Raw genomic sequence first — 13,230 nt, forward strand, 5'->3', positions numbered from 1 at the left:
TGGCACGCTGTTGAGTTCTCAAGGAACGGACACTTCCTTCAGGCGGCTTTCACACCGGCCCTCCGGGCGCTTCGTTCTTTCGTGTTTCCAGCTTAGCAGATCCGTTTGCCAGTTCTTAACCGGCGCTTTTCGTATCTGAAACCTGGCGTTAACCGTCGTCTCGCGGCGACTCGACCAACCATAGCGGGTCGTCCGCCGGAGCGCGAATCGGGCCGCGCCGGCCGTCACCCGGTCGGAGGAGTGATTTGTTGCTCTCGCGAGCATATACAGCAATGGTCCCGATTCGCCAAGATGCCTGTAGAGTGCGGCGCATCGGCCAAGAGGACTAGACCACCAGCGGTCGGCAAGATGACCGGCTGGTGAGGGCGGACAGGCAGGTCACTTCGCCTGGGAATGTCAGCTGATGTCCGAAGTTGACATGATTTAGGCTTCAGACGATCACTGCGCTCGATCATCCTGCCGCTGTTCGCGGCCGCTCGCCTGTAGTGCGCACTTGGGAGGCTCAACCATGACCACTGTGATGTCGCCGCTGACCGGCAAGGTCGTCGGGCTCGCCGGCGTGCCGGACCCCGTCTTCTCGGGCGCGATGGTCGGTCCGGGCACCGCGATCGACCCGGTCCGTCGCCCGACCGAGGCCGTCGCCCCGGTGGACGGCGTGGTCGTATCCATGCACCCGCACGCGTTCGTCGTCGTGGACGCGGACGGCCACGGCGTGCTGACCCACCTGGGCATCGACACCGTCCAGCTCAACGGCGAGGGCTTCGAGCTCCTCGTCAACAAGGGTGACACCGTCACCCGCGGCCAGGCCGTCATCAAGTGGGACCCGGCCGCCGTCGAGGCCGCCGGCAAGTCGCCGATCTCGCCGATCGTCGCGCTCGAGGCCTCGGCCGACGCGCTGGGCGACGTCCGCGAGGACGGGGAGGTCGCCGTCGGCGACGCCCTGTTCAACTGGAGCTGACCCCTCTCTACCTTCCCGACAGATCCGCCCCTCCGCACCGGACGGGGCGGCCCGGCACACAGCGGTACCCGGCGGGGCCGCTTCCCTCAGCGGAGACATACATGGAGAAGACGCTGCGCGGCGTGGGTGTCAGCCACGGGGTCGCGATCGGCCAGGTGCGGCACATGGGTACGGCGGTGCTGGAGCCGCCGGCCACCCAGATCCCCACCGAGGACGCCCCGCGTGAGCAGGCCCGCGCCCAGGCGGCCGTCGAGGCGGTCGCCGCGGACCTGATCGCCCGCGGCAACCTGGCCGGTGGCGAGGCGCAGGCCGTCCTCGAGGCTCAGGCCCTGATGGCGCAGGACCCGGAGCTGATGGCCGACGTCGCCCGCCGGATCACCGTCGGCAGCAGCGCCGAGCGCGGTGTCTACGACGCGTTCGCCGCCTACCGCGCGCTGCTGGCCTCGGCCGGGGACTACCTCGCGGGCCGGGTCGCCGACCTCGACGACGTGCGGAACCGCATCGTGGCGCGCCTGCTGGGCGTGCCGATGCCGGGCGTCCCGGACAGCGACGAGCCGTACGTGCTGTTCGCCCGGGACCTCGCGCCGGCCGACACCGCGCTGCTCGACCCGACGCTGGTGCTCGGCTTCGTGACCGAGGAGGGCGGGCCGACCAGCCACAGCGCCATCCTCGCGCGGGCCATGGGTGTACCGGCCGTGGTCGCGCTCCCGGGAGCGGCCGACGTCGCCGAGGGCACCGTCGTCGCCGTCGACGGCAGCTCGGGCAACGTGCTGGTCGAGCCGACCGAGGAGAAGCAGGAGGAGCTTCGCCGGAGCGCCGCCGAGCGCAAGGCCGCGCTGGCCGCCTCCTCCGGTCCGGGCCAGACCCTGGACGGGCACAAGGTCCCGCTGCTCGCCAACATCGGTGGACCCGCCGACCTGCCGGCCGCGCTGGAGGCCGGCGCGGAGGGCGTCGGCCTGTTCCGGACCGAGTTCCTCTTCCTGGACGACTCGGCGAAGGCGCCCAGCGAGGAGAAGCAGGTCGAGGCGTACCGCAAGGTGCTGGAGGCGTTCCCGGAGGGCCGGGTCGTGGTCCGGGCGCTGGACGCGGGCGCGGACAAGCCGCTGGACTTCCTGACCCCGGCGGACGAGCCGAACCCCGCGCTCGGTGTGCGCGGTCTGCGGACACTGCTGGAGCACCCGGAGGTCATGCAGACCCAGCTGCGTGCGCTGGCCACGGCGGCCGAGGGCCTGCCGGTGCACCTTGAGGTGATGGCCCCGATGGTGGCCGACCGCAAGGACGCCAAGGACTTCGCCGACGCGTGTCGTGAGGCGGGGCTCAACGCCAAGTTCGGCGCGATGGTCGAGATCCCGTCGGCGGCGCTGCGGGCGCGTTCGATCCTCCAGGAGGTCGAGTTCCTCTCGCTGGGGACCAACGACCTCGCCCAGTACGCCTTCGCCGCCGACCGGCAGGTCGGCGCGCTGGCCCGGCTGCAGGACCCGTGGCAGCCTGCGCTGCTGGACCTGATCGCGTTCTCCGCCGAGGCCGCCGCCGCGGCCGGCAAGAGCTGCGGCGTCTGTGGCGAGGCGGCCTCCGACCCGCTGCTGGCCGTGGTGCTGACCGGTCTCGGGGTGACCAGCCTGTCGATGGGCGCGGCGTCGATCCCCTACGTGCGCACCACGCTGGGCAAGTACACGCTGGCGCAGTGCCGCCGGGCCGCCGAGGCCGCCCGTGCGACGGACAGCGCCGACGAGGCGCGGGCAGCGGCGCAGCAGGTGCTGTCCGGCGAGTAGCCGGACAGGCGGTCGCGACCGCGCGTTCCTCCGGAGAAGGGGCCCTTCCACCGTGGCGGTGGAGGGGCCCCTTCGGCGTGTCCGGGAGGGTGGCGGGGATGCGCCGGGGGCCGGCGTACCGGCTACCCGGCCCGGCGGTCGCGGCGGAGCTGCTCGAAGAATCGCAGGTGGTCGAGGTTGTCGACGGAGCCGGGGTTGACGGCCTGGTCGAGCGGGGTGCCGGAGAGCAGGCGCTTGACCGGGACCTCGATGCGCTTGCCGGTGAGGGTGTGCGGCAGGCCGCGGACGGCGATGACCTCGTCGGGGACGTGGCGCGGGGAAAGTTCGGTCCGCAGCGCGACGCGGATGCGGCCGACGAGGGCGTCGTCGAGTTCGGCGCCGGGGGCCAGGACCACGAAGAGCGGCATCCAGTAGCCGCCGTCGGGCTCCTCCAGGCCGATGACCAGGGACTCGGCGATCTCGGGGAGGCGCTCGACGACCTCGTAGATGTCGGACGAGCCCATCCGGACGCCCTGCCGGTTGAGGGTGGAGTCGGAGCGGCCGTGGATGACCACGGTGCCGCGCGAGGTGACGGTGATCCAGTCGCCGTGGCGCCAGACTCCGGGGTACGTGTCGAAGTAGCTGTCGTGGTACCGGGTGCCCTCGGGGTCGTTCCAGAAGCCGGTGGGCATCGACGGGATGGGCTTGGTGACGACGAGTTCGCCGACCTCGTCGGTGTGCGGGTGCCCCTGGACGTCCCAGGACTCGACGGCGGCGCCGAGGCACGGGGCCTGGATCTCGCCGAGGTACACCGGGAGGGTGGGGACGCCGCCGACGAAGCAGGAGCAGACGTCGGTGCCGCCGCTGACGGAGGCGAGCCAGACGTCCTCCTTGACCTCGTCGTAGATCCAGCGGAAGCCGTCCGGCGGCAGCGGGGATCCGGTGGTGCCGATGCACCGGACGGCGGAGAGGTCGAGATCGTGGCCGGGCCGGAGTTCGGCCTTGCGGCCGGCGATGACGTAGGCCGCGGAGGTGCCGAGGACGGTGGCGCCGGTGCGGGCGGCGACGGACCAGAAGGCGCCGGTGTCGGGGTGTCCGGGGCTGCCGTCGTAGGTGACGATCGTCGAGCCGACGAGGAGGCCGGCGACGAGGAAGTTCCACATCATCCAGCCGGTGGAGGTGTACCAGAGGAAGCGGTCCTCGGGGCCGAGGTCGAGGTGGAGGCCGGCCTGCTTGAGGTGCTCGACGAGGATGCCGCCCTGGCTCTGGACGATGGCCTTGGGCAGGCCGGTGGTGCCGGAGGAGTAGAGGACCCAGAGCGGGTGGTCGAACGGGACCGCCTCGAAGACCGGCTCGACGTCGCCGGCGACCAGGTCGTCCCAGTGCAGCGCGCCCTCGGGCGCGGGGGCTCCGAGCAGGGGGACGTGGACGACGGTGCGCAGCGAGGGGAGTTCGCGGCGGAGCTCGGCGACGACGTCGGTGCGGTCGTGGTCCTTGCCGCCGTAGTGGTAGCCGTCGACGGCGAACAGGACGACGGGCTCGATCTGCTGGAGGCGGTCGAGGACGCTGCGGGCGCCGAAGTCCGGGGCGCAGCTGGTCCAGACGGCGCCGACGGCCGCGGTGGCGAGGAGGGCGACGGCGGCCTGCGGGATGTTGGGCAGGTAGGCGCCGACGCGGTCGCCGGGGCGGACGCCGCGCGCGCGGAGGGCGGCGGCGAGGGAGCCGACCTGGCGGCGGAGTTCGGCCCAGGTGAGGGTGACGGGCTGTTCGGTGGTCTCGTCGAGGTGGAGGACGGCCGGCTTGTCGGCGTTGGCCCGGTCCTCGCCGTGGCGGAGGGCGTGCTCGGCGTAGTTGAGTTTGCGGCCGGGGAACCAGCGGGCGCCGGGCATGGCGGGGTCGGCCAGGACGCCGAGCGGTTCGTCGGTGCCGGCCTCGGTGGTGAGCCGGACGTCGAACCACTGGGTGACGGCCGTCCAGAAGCGGTCGAGGTCCTCGACGGACCAGGCGTGCAGGGCGGCGTAGCGGGCGGCGGCCTCGGCGTCGGAGGCGGTGGGAGCGAGCGGTGCGGCCGGGGCGTCGTGGTGCTGGGCGGCCCAGGCCTGGAAGGCCACGATCCCGGTGCTGGCGGCGCGAGCGGGGGTGGGGCGCCAGAGCGGCTGGTCCTGGGGTGGAGTGCTCACGGTGGTGGTCTCCCGGCCGGTGGTAAGGACGGGGCTGCTCGTGGCAGGGCCCGCGTCCGGTTGGGGGCTGTCGGTGCAGACCCTGCCACGTGATCGGCCGGTGCGCCAGGGTCTGCCCGGCGCGGTCAGGCCCTGGTCAGGGGCGGGTGAACTCCCCGTCGTACCAGGAGCGGGAGACGCGGGTGTGGAAGGGGAAGGCGAGCGGGGTGTCCGGGGTGGAGAGCTGCCAGCCGTCGGTCTCCTCGGTGGGCACGGAGGCCGGGAGTTCGGTGAGCGGGCGGGCCGGGAGCAGGCCGAAGAGGCAGAGGAAGCCGCCGTGGGTGTCGGAGTCGGTGGCGACCAGGGTGATGTCGACGGCGTCGGCGAGGATGCCCGTCTCCTCGCGGAGCTCGCGGACGCAGGCCTGCTGCCAGCTCTCGCCGTAGTCGACGTAGCCGCCGGGGAGGGCGAGCTCGCCGTACCCGGGCTCGATGGTGCGGCGGATGACGATGAGGCCGGCGGCGGTGTCGTCCTGGGTGACGGGGAGGAGGGTGACGACGACCGGGAGCGGATTGCGGTAGCTGATCTCGGTGCACTGCGGGCAGACGCGGGGCCAGCCGTCGGTACCGGGCGGGTAGAGGGTGCCGCAGAAGTGGCAGTGGGAGTTGGGGCGGTGGCGCACCGTGCCGGCCTCGTGAATCGTCATGGCCGGATGCTAGTGGGGGCCGGCCGGAGGCGGGGCCCGGTCAGTGGATCCGCTCCCCCGCCTCTTCCTCCCGGGCGGGTCGGAGGAGGGCCGGGTGGAGGAGGCGGGCGTCGCCGGAGCGGTAGGTACGGGCGCGCGGGCCGCCGCGGGCGCCGCCGTGCTTGGTGGTGGTGCCGGTGCCTTCGACGAAGCCGGGGACGGAGAGCACCTTGCGGTGGAAGTTGCCGGGGTGGAGCTTCTCGTCCCAGACGGCCTCGTAGACGGCGCGCAGCTCGGGGATGGTGAAGTCGTGCTGGAGGAAGGCGGTGGCCAGCGGGCTGTACTCGATCTTGGCGCGGGCGCGGTCGAGTCCGTCCGCGAGGATGCGGGCGTGGTCGAAGGCCAGGGCGATCGGGGCCGCGGCGCCCGGCCGGGCGCCGCCCCGGCAGGCGTAGCCCGGATCGAGGGCGGCGTCGAGGGCGGCGTCGGCGGGACCGCTCGGTGCGGGTCCGGCCGTCTCCGTCGCCCGGATGTGGGTGCCGGTGCACCTGCCGACGCCACCCCCGTGGGTGTCGGCGGGTGCACCGGCGGTCTCGGACCGGCCGGGCGGCCGGAGGTCCAGGTCGGTGACGGGGTGCCAGGCGGCTCGTGCCGCGTCCGTACCGGCCTGCGGGTCGGGCAGATCGGGGGCGAAGGCCAGGTAGGCGACGCCGACCACGTGCATGCGCGGGTCGCGGTCGGGGGCGCCGTAGGTACCGAGCTGTTCGAGGTGGATCCGGCTGAGCGCGGCCGCGGCCTCGACCGTGCCGTGCAGGCCGGTCTCCTCGGCGAGCTCGCGGGCGGCGGCCTCGTCGAGGCTCTCCTCGCCGGCGCGCAGGAAGCCGCCGGGCAGCGCCCAGCGGCCCTGGTAGGGCGGCAGGGCGCGCTCGACCAGCAGGACGTGCAGGCAGCCGTGGCGCAGGGTCAGGGCGACGACGTCGACCGTGACGGCGACCGGGGTGTACGCACGGGGGTCGTAGGAGGCGAGCCACTCCTGCTCGGCGGCCGTGCGGCCCGGGGTGTCGGGTGGGGTGGTCACGGCGCGCTCCTCTCCACTCACGGTGCGTGCCCGTCCTTCTCGGAATGAGCACAACGTAGCGATCCTTTGCCTCTGCGGCAAATGATTTTCCGGGGATCCGGGGACCGCTCTGCTTCTAGGGTGTGACCAGGAGCTTCGTCGCGAGGAGGCCGTCATGCCCAGCACTCCCCCGTCGGACTTCGCCACGGCCCTGGCGGCCGGCCCCCTGGTGCTGGACGGCGGGCTGTCCGACCAGTTGGCGGCGGCCGGCCACGACCTGGCGGACGGGCTGTGGTCGGCCCGGCTGCTGCTGGACGCGCCGGAGGCGGTGCGGGCGGTGCACCGGGCGTACTTCGAGGCGGGGGCCGAGGTCGCGATCACGGCGAGCTACCAGGCGAGTTTCGAGGGCTTCGCCCGGCGCGGGGTGGGCCGGGCCGGGGTGGCGCGGCTGCTGGCGCTCGGCGTGGAGCTGGCCCGGGAGGCGGCCGAGGGTCTGCCCGGCCGGCGGCGCTGGGTGGCGGCGTCGGTGGGTCCGTACGGCGCGGTGACCGCGGACGGCTCGGAGTACCGGGGACGGTACGGGCTGAGCACGGCCGAGCTGGAGGCGTTCCACCGGCCCCGGCTGGAGGCCCTGGCGGCGGCCGGGCCGGACGTGCTGGCACTGGAGACGGTGCCGGACGCCGACGAGGCCCGGGCCCTGCTGCGGGCGGTGCGCGGCCTGGGGGTGCCGGTCTGGCTGTCGTTCAGCGTGGCGGGCGGGCGCACCCGGGCGGGGCAGCCGCTGGCGGAGGCGTTCGCACCGGCGGCGGAGGCGGACGAGGTGGTGGCCGTGGGGGTGAACTGCTGCGCGCCGCAGGAGGTGGACGGGGCGGTGGCGCTGGCGGCGCGGGTGACCGGCAAGCCGGTCGTGGTGTACCCGAACAGCGGCGAGGGCTGGGACGCCGCGGCGCGGGACTGGACCGGCGGTCCGACCTTCGCGGCGGAGCGGGTGGCCGGCTGGCTGTCGGGCGGGGCGCGGCTGGTGGGCGGCTGCTGCCGGGTGGGGCCGGCGCAGATCCGGGAGCTGGCCGCCGAGGTGGCCCGCGTCCGGCCCTGAGGCCGGGCGGAGGGCCGGCCCCGCGGCCGGGGCGCGCCGGGACCGATCCGGGACGGCCCGGGACGGGTCGGAGGCGCGGGGGTTACCGAGGGGGAAGGTGCACGGACCGGGCACGGCCTGGCAGACTCGTGCCCGTTACCACTGCGGTCGACATTGTCGACCGCCTGTCAGCCCGGAGGTACACATGCCCGGCCCGATCCAGTCGCTCTCCCGGGCCGCCGCGATCATGCGCCTGCTGGCCGGCGGCGAGCGCCGCCTGGGCCTGTCCGAGGTCGCGACGGCGCTGGGCCTGGCCAAGGGGACGGCGCACGGCATCCTGCGCACCCTCCAGCAGGAGGGTTTCGTGGAGCAGGACCCGGAGAGCGGCAAGTACCAGCTGGGCGCGGAGCTGCTGCGGCTCGGCCAGAGCTACCTGGACGTGCACGAGCTGCGCGCGCGGGCCCTGGTGTGGGCGGACGACCTGGCCAGGGCGGCCGGGGAGACCGTCTACCTGGGTGTCCTGCACCACCAGGGTGTGCTGATCGTGCACCACGTCTTCCGGCCGGACGACACCCGGCAGGTGCTGGAGGTCGGCTCGATGCAGCCGCTGCACTCCACCGCGCTGGGCAAGGTCCTGCTGGCGTACGACCCGGTGGCGCGCGGCGAGCTGGGCGACGGGCCGTACGAGCCGTACACGGCGCGGACGCTGACCTCGGCGGCCGACGTGGACGCCGAGGCGGCGCTGACCCGCGAGCGCGGCTGGGCGGACGCGGTCGAGGAGACCTGGGAGGGCGTGGCCTCGATCGGCGCACTGATCCAGGACCGGCGGCGCAACCCGGTCGGCGCGGTCTGCGTCAACGGCCCGGTGGAGCGGGTCTGCGAGGACGGCTTCGTGAAGCCGTCGCTGGTCGCGTCGGTGCGCAGCGCCGCGCGGGCGATCTCCCGGGACCTGGGCGCCGGCCGGTTCTGACCCGGGGTGCCGGGGCGCCGCCCCGGATGCACGACGTTCACGCTGAGGCGCGGACAGGCGAGTCGCCTGTCCGCGCCTTACCGTTTTGTCCAAAATTGCGACTATCCAGTCGATGACGCCGGGTAGCGGACCGAGCCAAGGGTCACAGCTGCGTAACCCGGCCTTGACGTGAGGGCGACCCGGGGAGGAAGCTTCCGCATGACGGTCGACATTGTCGAACGATGGCCGTGCGAAACGATCCCACAGAGCGCTCACCCGCCCCCCGATCGCCCGGCCCCTGCCCCCACCCGCACCTCCGGGCCATATGGACAAGGGAGTCTTTGTGTCCGCGTTCTCCAACGGCGACATCTTCGTCGGCGAAACCCTCGGCACCGCAGCGCTGATACTTCTCGGCGGCGGCGTCTGTGCCGCCGTGACGCTCAAGAAGTCGAAGGCCCTCAACGCCGGCTGGCTGGCGATCACCTTCGGCTGGGGCTTCGCGGTGATGATCGCCGCCTACATGTCGGCCCCGAAGTCCGGCGCGCACCTGAACCCGGCGGTCACCCTGGCCCTCGCGGTGGACAGCGGCGACTGGAGCACGGTCCCGCTCTACCTCGGCTCCCAGCTGCTCGGCGCGATGATCGGCGCCGTCTTCGTGTGGCTCACCTACCTCGGCCAGTTCCAGGCCAACCAGGAGCCCACCCTCGGTATCTTCTCGACCGGCCCCGAGATCCGGAACCCGGTCCAGAACCTGCTCACCGAGATCATCGGTACCTTCGTGCTCTGCCTGGGCATCCTCACCCAGGGCCTCACCAAGGGCCTCGGCCTCTCCGGCACCGGCATCCTGATCGTCGCCTTCACCGTGGTCGGCATCGGCCTGTCGCTCGGCGGCCCGACCGGGTACGCCATCAACCCGGTCCGCGACCTGGGTCCGCGCATCGTCCACGCGCTGCTGCCGATCCCGAACAAGGGCGGCTCCGACTGGTCCTACGCCTGGATCCCGGTGGTCGGCCCGGTCATCGGCGGCCTGCTCGCCGGCGGCCTGTACCACGTGGCGTTCTGACGCCCCCGGGTTTCCACCCGGCCCGAGCACGGGGACTGACCTGAGAGTCAGGCCCACCCACCCCCGAATTCCGCTGAACGAGCCGAGGACCCTCATGACCTCCACTGGCACTGGCAACTACATCGCCGCGATCGACCAGGGCACCACCTCCAGCCGTTGCATCATCTTCGGCGCGGACGGCCGGATCGTCTCCGTCGACCAGCAGGAGCACCGGCAGATCTTCCCGCAGCCGGGCTACGTCGAGCACGACGCCGCCGAGATCTGGACCCGGGTGCAGTCGGTCGTCCGCGGCGCGCTGGAGAAGGCCGGACTGACCAAGGACGACATCCGCGCGATCGGCATCACCAACCAGCGCGAGACCACCGTCCTGTGGGACCGCCACACCGGCGAGCCGGTCCACAACGCGCTCGTGTGGCAGGACACCCGGACCGAGGCCCTCTGCCGCGAGCTGGGCCGCAACGTCGGCCAGGACCGCTTCCGCCGCGAGACCGGCCTCCCGCTGGCCAGCTACTTCGCCGGCCCGAAGATCCGCTGGCTGCTGGACAACGTCGAGGGCCTGCGCGAGCGCGCCGAGGCCGGCGACATCCTGTTCGGCACCATGGACACCTGGGTCATCTGGAACCTCACCGGTGGTGTCGAGGGCGGCAAGCACGTCACCGACGTGACCAACGCCAGCCGCACCATGCTGATGAACCTCCAGTCGCTGGCCTGGGACGAGAAGATCGCCGAGTCGATGGGCGTGCCGATGGCCGTCCTCCCGGAGATCCGCTCCTCCGCCGAGGTCTACGGCGAGGCCGTCGGCGACCTGGCCGGCGTGCCGGTCGCGGCGGCGCTCGGCGACCAGCAGGCCGCGCTGTTCGGCCAGACCTGCTTCAACGAGGGCGAGGCCAAGTCGACCTACGGCACCGGCACCTTCCTCCTGCTGAACACCGGCGAGAAGATCGTCAACTCGTACCACGGCCTGCTGACCACCGTCGGCTACCGGATCGGCGACCAGAAGCCGGTCTACGCGCTGGAGGGCTCGATCGCCGTCACCGGCTCGCTCGTCCAGTGGCTGCGGGACCAGCTCGGCATCATCTCGACCGCCGCCGAGATCGAGACCCTCGCCAACACCGTCGAGGACAACGGCGGCGCCTACTTCGTACCGGCCTTCTCCGGCCTCTTCGCCCCGTACTGGCGCTCCGACGCCCGCGGTGTGATCGCCGGCCTCACCCGGTACGTCACCAAGGGCCACCTGGCCCGGGCCGTCCTGGAGGCCACCGCCTGGCAGACCCGCGAGGTCGTCGACGCCATGCAGAAGGACTCCGGCGTCGAGCTCACCGCCCTCAAGGTCGACGGCGGCATGACCAGCAACAACCTGCTCATGCAGAACATCGCCGACGTCCTGGACGCCCCGGTCGAGCGCCCGTACGTGGCCGAGACCACCGCCCTCGGTGCCGCCTACGCGGCCGGTCTGGCGGTCGGCTTCTGGAACGACCTCGACACCCTGCGGGCCAACTGGCACCGCGCCGCCGAGTGGACCCCGCGCATGGACGAGGCCACCCGGGAGCGCGAGTACAAGAAGTGGCTCAAGGCCGTCGAGCGCACCATGGGCTGGGTGGAGGAGGACGAGAACAACTGATCGCGAAGCCGGTCGGGGCAGCAGCCCCGGCCGGCCCGCTCCCGTTTCACCGGCCCGCCGCACCGGGCCGACCCGGCCTCTCCCCAGGGGCCGTACGCACACCGAGAGGAGTAACGGCGCAGCCCGACCCGCGCGCCGTACACACACCATGGCAACCATCCCGACCCTGGGCGCCGAGCGCTCCGCCGGCCACACCGCATCCCGTGCCGAGACCCGCGAGCTGCTGGGCAAGGCCACCTACGACCTGCTGGTGATCGGGGGCGGCATCCTCGGCACCGCCGTCGCCTGGACGGCCTCCCAGGCCGGTCTGAAGGTCGCCATGGTCGACGCCGGCGACTTCGCGGGCGCCACCTCCAGCGCCTCCTCCAAGCTGGTCCACGGCGGTCTGCGCTACCTGCAGACCGGCGCGGTCAAGCTGGTCGCCGAGAACCACAAGGAGCGCCGCGCGCTCGCCACCGACGTCGCCCCGCACCTGGTCAACCCGCTGACCTTCTTCGTGCCGGTCTACAAGGGCGGCCCGCACAGCGCGCCCAAGCTCGGCGCCGGCGTCTTCCTGTACTCCGCGCTCTCCGCCTTCCGCGACGGCATGGGCCGGGTCTCCACCGCCGCGCACGCCGCCCAGCAGGTGCCCGCGCTGCGCAGCGAGGGCCTGCGCTCGGTCGCCGTCTACGGCGACCACCAGATGAACGACTCGCGCGTCGCGGTGATGACGGTGCGCGCCGCCGTCGACGCCGGCGCGGTCGTGCTGAACCACGCCGAGGTCACCGGCCTGCGCTTCACCGGCAGCCGGGTCACCGGCGCCGAACTGCGGGACCGCCTGGACGGCACCGAGTTCGGGGTCGACGCCCGCCTGGTGCTCAACGCCACCGGCCCGTGGGTCGACCACCTGCGCAAGATGGAGGACGCCGGCGCCGCGCCGTCGATCCGCCTCTCCAAGGGCGCCCACGTCGTCGTCAAGCGCCGCGCCCCGTGGCGTGCCGCGCTGACCATCCCGATCGACAAGTACCGCGTCTCCTTCGCCATCCCGTGGGAGGACCACGTCCTGCTCGGCACCACCGACGAGGAGTACACGGGCGACCCGCAGGACGTCCGGGCCACCGAGGCGGACATCGACCAGATCATGGGCGAGGCCGCGCACGCCATCCGCGACGAGCACCTCGACCGCGACCTGATCACCTACTCCTTCGCCGGCCTGCGGGTGCTGCCCGGCGGCCCGGGCGACACCGCCGCGGCCAAGCGCGAGACGGTCGTCACCGAGGGCAGGGGCGGCATGCTGTCGGTCGCCGGCGGCAAGTGGACCACCTACCGGCACATCGGCCGGACGGTGCTGGAGAAGCTGGCGCACGTGCCCGGCACCTCCCTCGGCGAGGACATGTCCCCGATCGCCCCGACCGTCCCGCTGCCGGGCGTCGGCGCGCCGAACGCCGTCGCGCACCGCCTGCTGATCGACCGCGAGCCGGGCTCCCGGATGGAGCCGCTGGTCGCCAAGCACCTGGCGAGCCACTACGGCACGCTCTCCTTCGAGATCGCCCGCATGATCGACGAGAACCCGGAGCTCGGCCGGCCGATCCACGAGGACGGGCCGGACGTCTGGGCGCAGGTCGCCTACGCGGCCGACAGCGAGTGGGCGTACACCGTGGACGACGTGCTGCGCCGCCGCACCACGATGACCGTCCGCGGCCTGGACACCCCGGAGATCCGCACCGAGGTCGAGGCGTTCCTGGGCAAGCGCCAGGGCAAGTAGCGCCACGGCGCAGCCGTGCCGGGCGGGCACCCCAGGGCTGGGGGGTGCCCGCCCTCCGGCGTGCCGGGGCGGCGCCACGGCCGGGGGCTCCGCAACCTTGCCACCACGCCGTCGCGGTCGTGCGCACACGGTGCGTCACGATCGGATCCACGCCCGGCCCGGGGGAAG

The 13,230-nt window shown here is 73.1% G+C and carries 10 protein-coding genes; 7 read left to right on the forward strand and 3 right to left on the reverse strand.

The window, feature by feature from the left end:
* The first annotated feature begins 508 nt into the window (after positions 1-508).
* Both ABZY91_RS16340 and ptsP read left to right on the forward strand, forming a co-directional pair.
* On the forward strand, positions 509-958 hold the full coding sequence (locus tag ABZY91_RS16340) for a PTS glucose transporter subunit IIA (protein ID WP_329885204.1): 450 nt from the start codon (positions 509-511) through the stop codon (positions 956-958).
* A gap of 101 nt (positions 959-1,059) precedes the next feature.
* Positions 1,060-2,730: a phosphoenolpyruvate--protein phosphotransferase gene (ptsP, locus tag ABZY91_RS16345; protein WP_329885205.1), complete on the forward strand. Its 1,671-nt coding sequence runs from the start codon at positions 1,060-1,062 to the stop codon at positions 2,728-2,730.
* Positions 2,731-2,852: 122 nt separating this feature from the next.
* On the opposite strand, the gene ABZY91_RS16350 is transcribed toward ptsP, so the two are convergent.
* From ABZY91_RS16350 to ABZY91_RS16360, 3 genes are all read right to left on the reverse strand, one after another.
* Positions 2,853-4,889, reverse strand: coding sequence for an acetoacetate--CoA ligase (locus ABZY91_RS16350; RefSeq protein ID WP_355402927.1), 2,037 nt, complete (start codon positions 4,887-4,889; stop codon positions 2,853-2,855).
* Positions 4,890-5,025: 136 nt separating this feature from the next.
* Entirely contained in the window at positions 5,026-5,574 is a 549-nt protein-coding gene (locus ABZY91_RS16355) for an NUDIX domain-containing protein (protein WP_355402929.1), read from the reverse strand.
* A gap of 40 nt (positions 5,575-5,614) precedes the next feature.
* On the reverse strand, positions 5,615-6,631 hold the full coding sequence (locus tag ABZY91_RS16360) for an NUDIX domain-containing protein (protein ID WP_329947559.1): 1,017 nt from the start codon (positions 6,629-6,631) through the stop codon (positions 5,615-5,617).
* Between the two features lie 154 nt (positions 6,632-6,785).
* Between ABZY91_RS16360 and mmuM the strand changes: the two genes are divergently transcribed.
* From mmuM to ABZY91_RS16385, 5 genes are all read left to right on the forward strand, one after another.
* Positions 6,786-7,706 carry a homocysteine S-methyltransferase gene (gene mmuM, locus ABZY91_RS16365; RefSeq protein WP_355402931.1) on the forward strand — a complete coding sequence of 307 codons (921 nt, stop codon included), beginning with the start codon at positions 6,786-6,788 and terminating at the stop codon, positions 7,704-7,706.
* A 184-nt stretch (positions 7,707-7,890) separates the two neighbouring features.
* Positions 7,891-8,655, forward strand: a complete 765-nt coding sequence (locus ABZY91_RS16370) for an IclR family transcriptional regulator (protein ID WP_355402933.1) — start codon at positions 7,891-7,893, stop codon at positions 8,653-8,655.
* Positions 8,656-8,977: 322 nt separating this feature from the next.
* Positions 8,978-9,697 (forward strand): MIP/aquaporin family protein, encoded by a 720-nt coding sequence (locus ABZY91_RS16375; RefSeq protein WP_329947557.1) that lies wholly within the window; start codon positions 8,978-8,980, stop codon positions 9,695-9,697.
* Positions 9,698-9,791: 94 nt separating this feature from the next.
* Positions 9,792-11,318 (forward strand): glycerol kinase GlpK, encoded by a 1,527-nt coding sequence (glpK, locus tag ABZY91_RS16380; protein ID WP_329885212.1) that lies wholly within the window; start codon positions 9,792-9,794, stop codon positions 11,316-11,318.
* A gap of 148 nt (positions 11,319-11,466) precedes the next feature.
* Positions 11,467-13,062 (forward strand): glycerol-3-phosphate dehydrogenase/oxidase, encoded by a 1,596-nt coding sequence (locus ABZY91_RS16385; RefSeq protein WP_329885213.1) that lies wholly within the window; start codon positions 11,467-11,469, stop codon positions 13,060-13,062.
* Positions 13,063-13,230: the final 168 nt, after the last annotated feature.

It is taken from the genome of Kitasatospora sp. NPDC002965 (assembly GCF_040611255.1).
In the GTDB taxonomy this organism is placed as follows: Bacteria; Actinomycetota; Actinomycetes; order Streptomycetales; family Streptomycetaceae; genus Kitasatospora.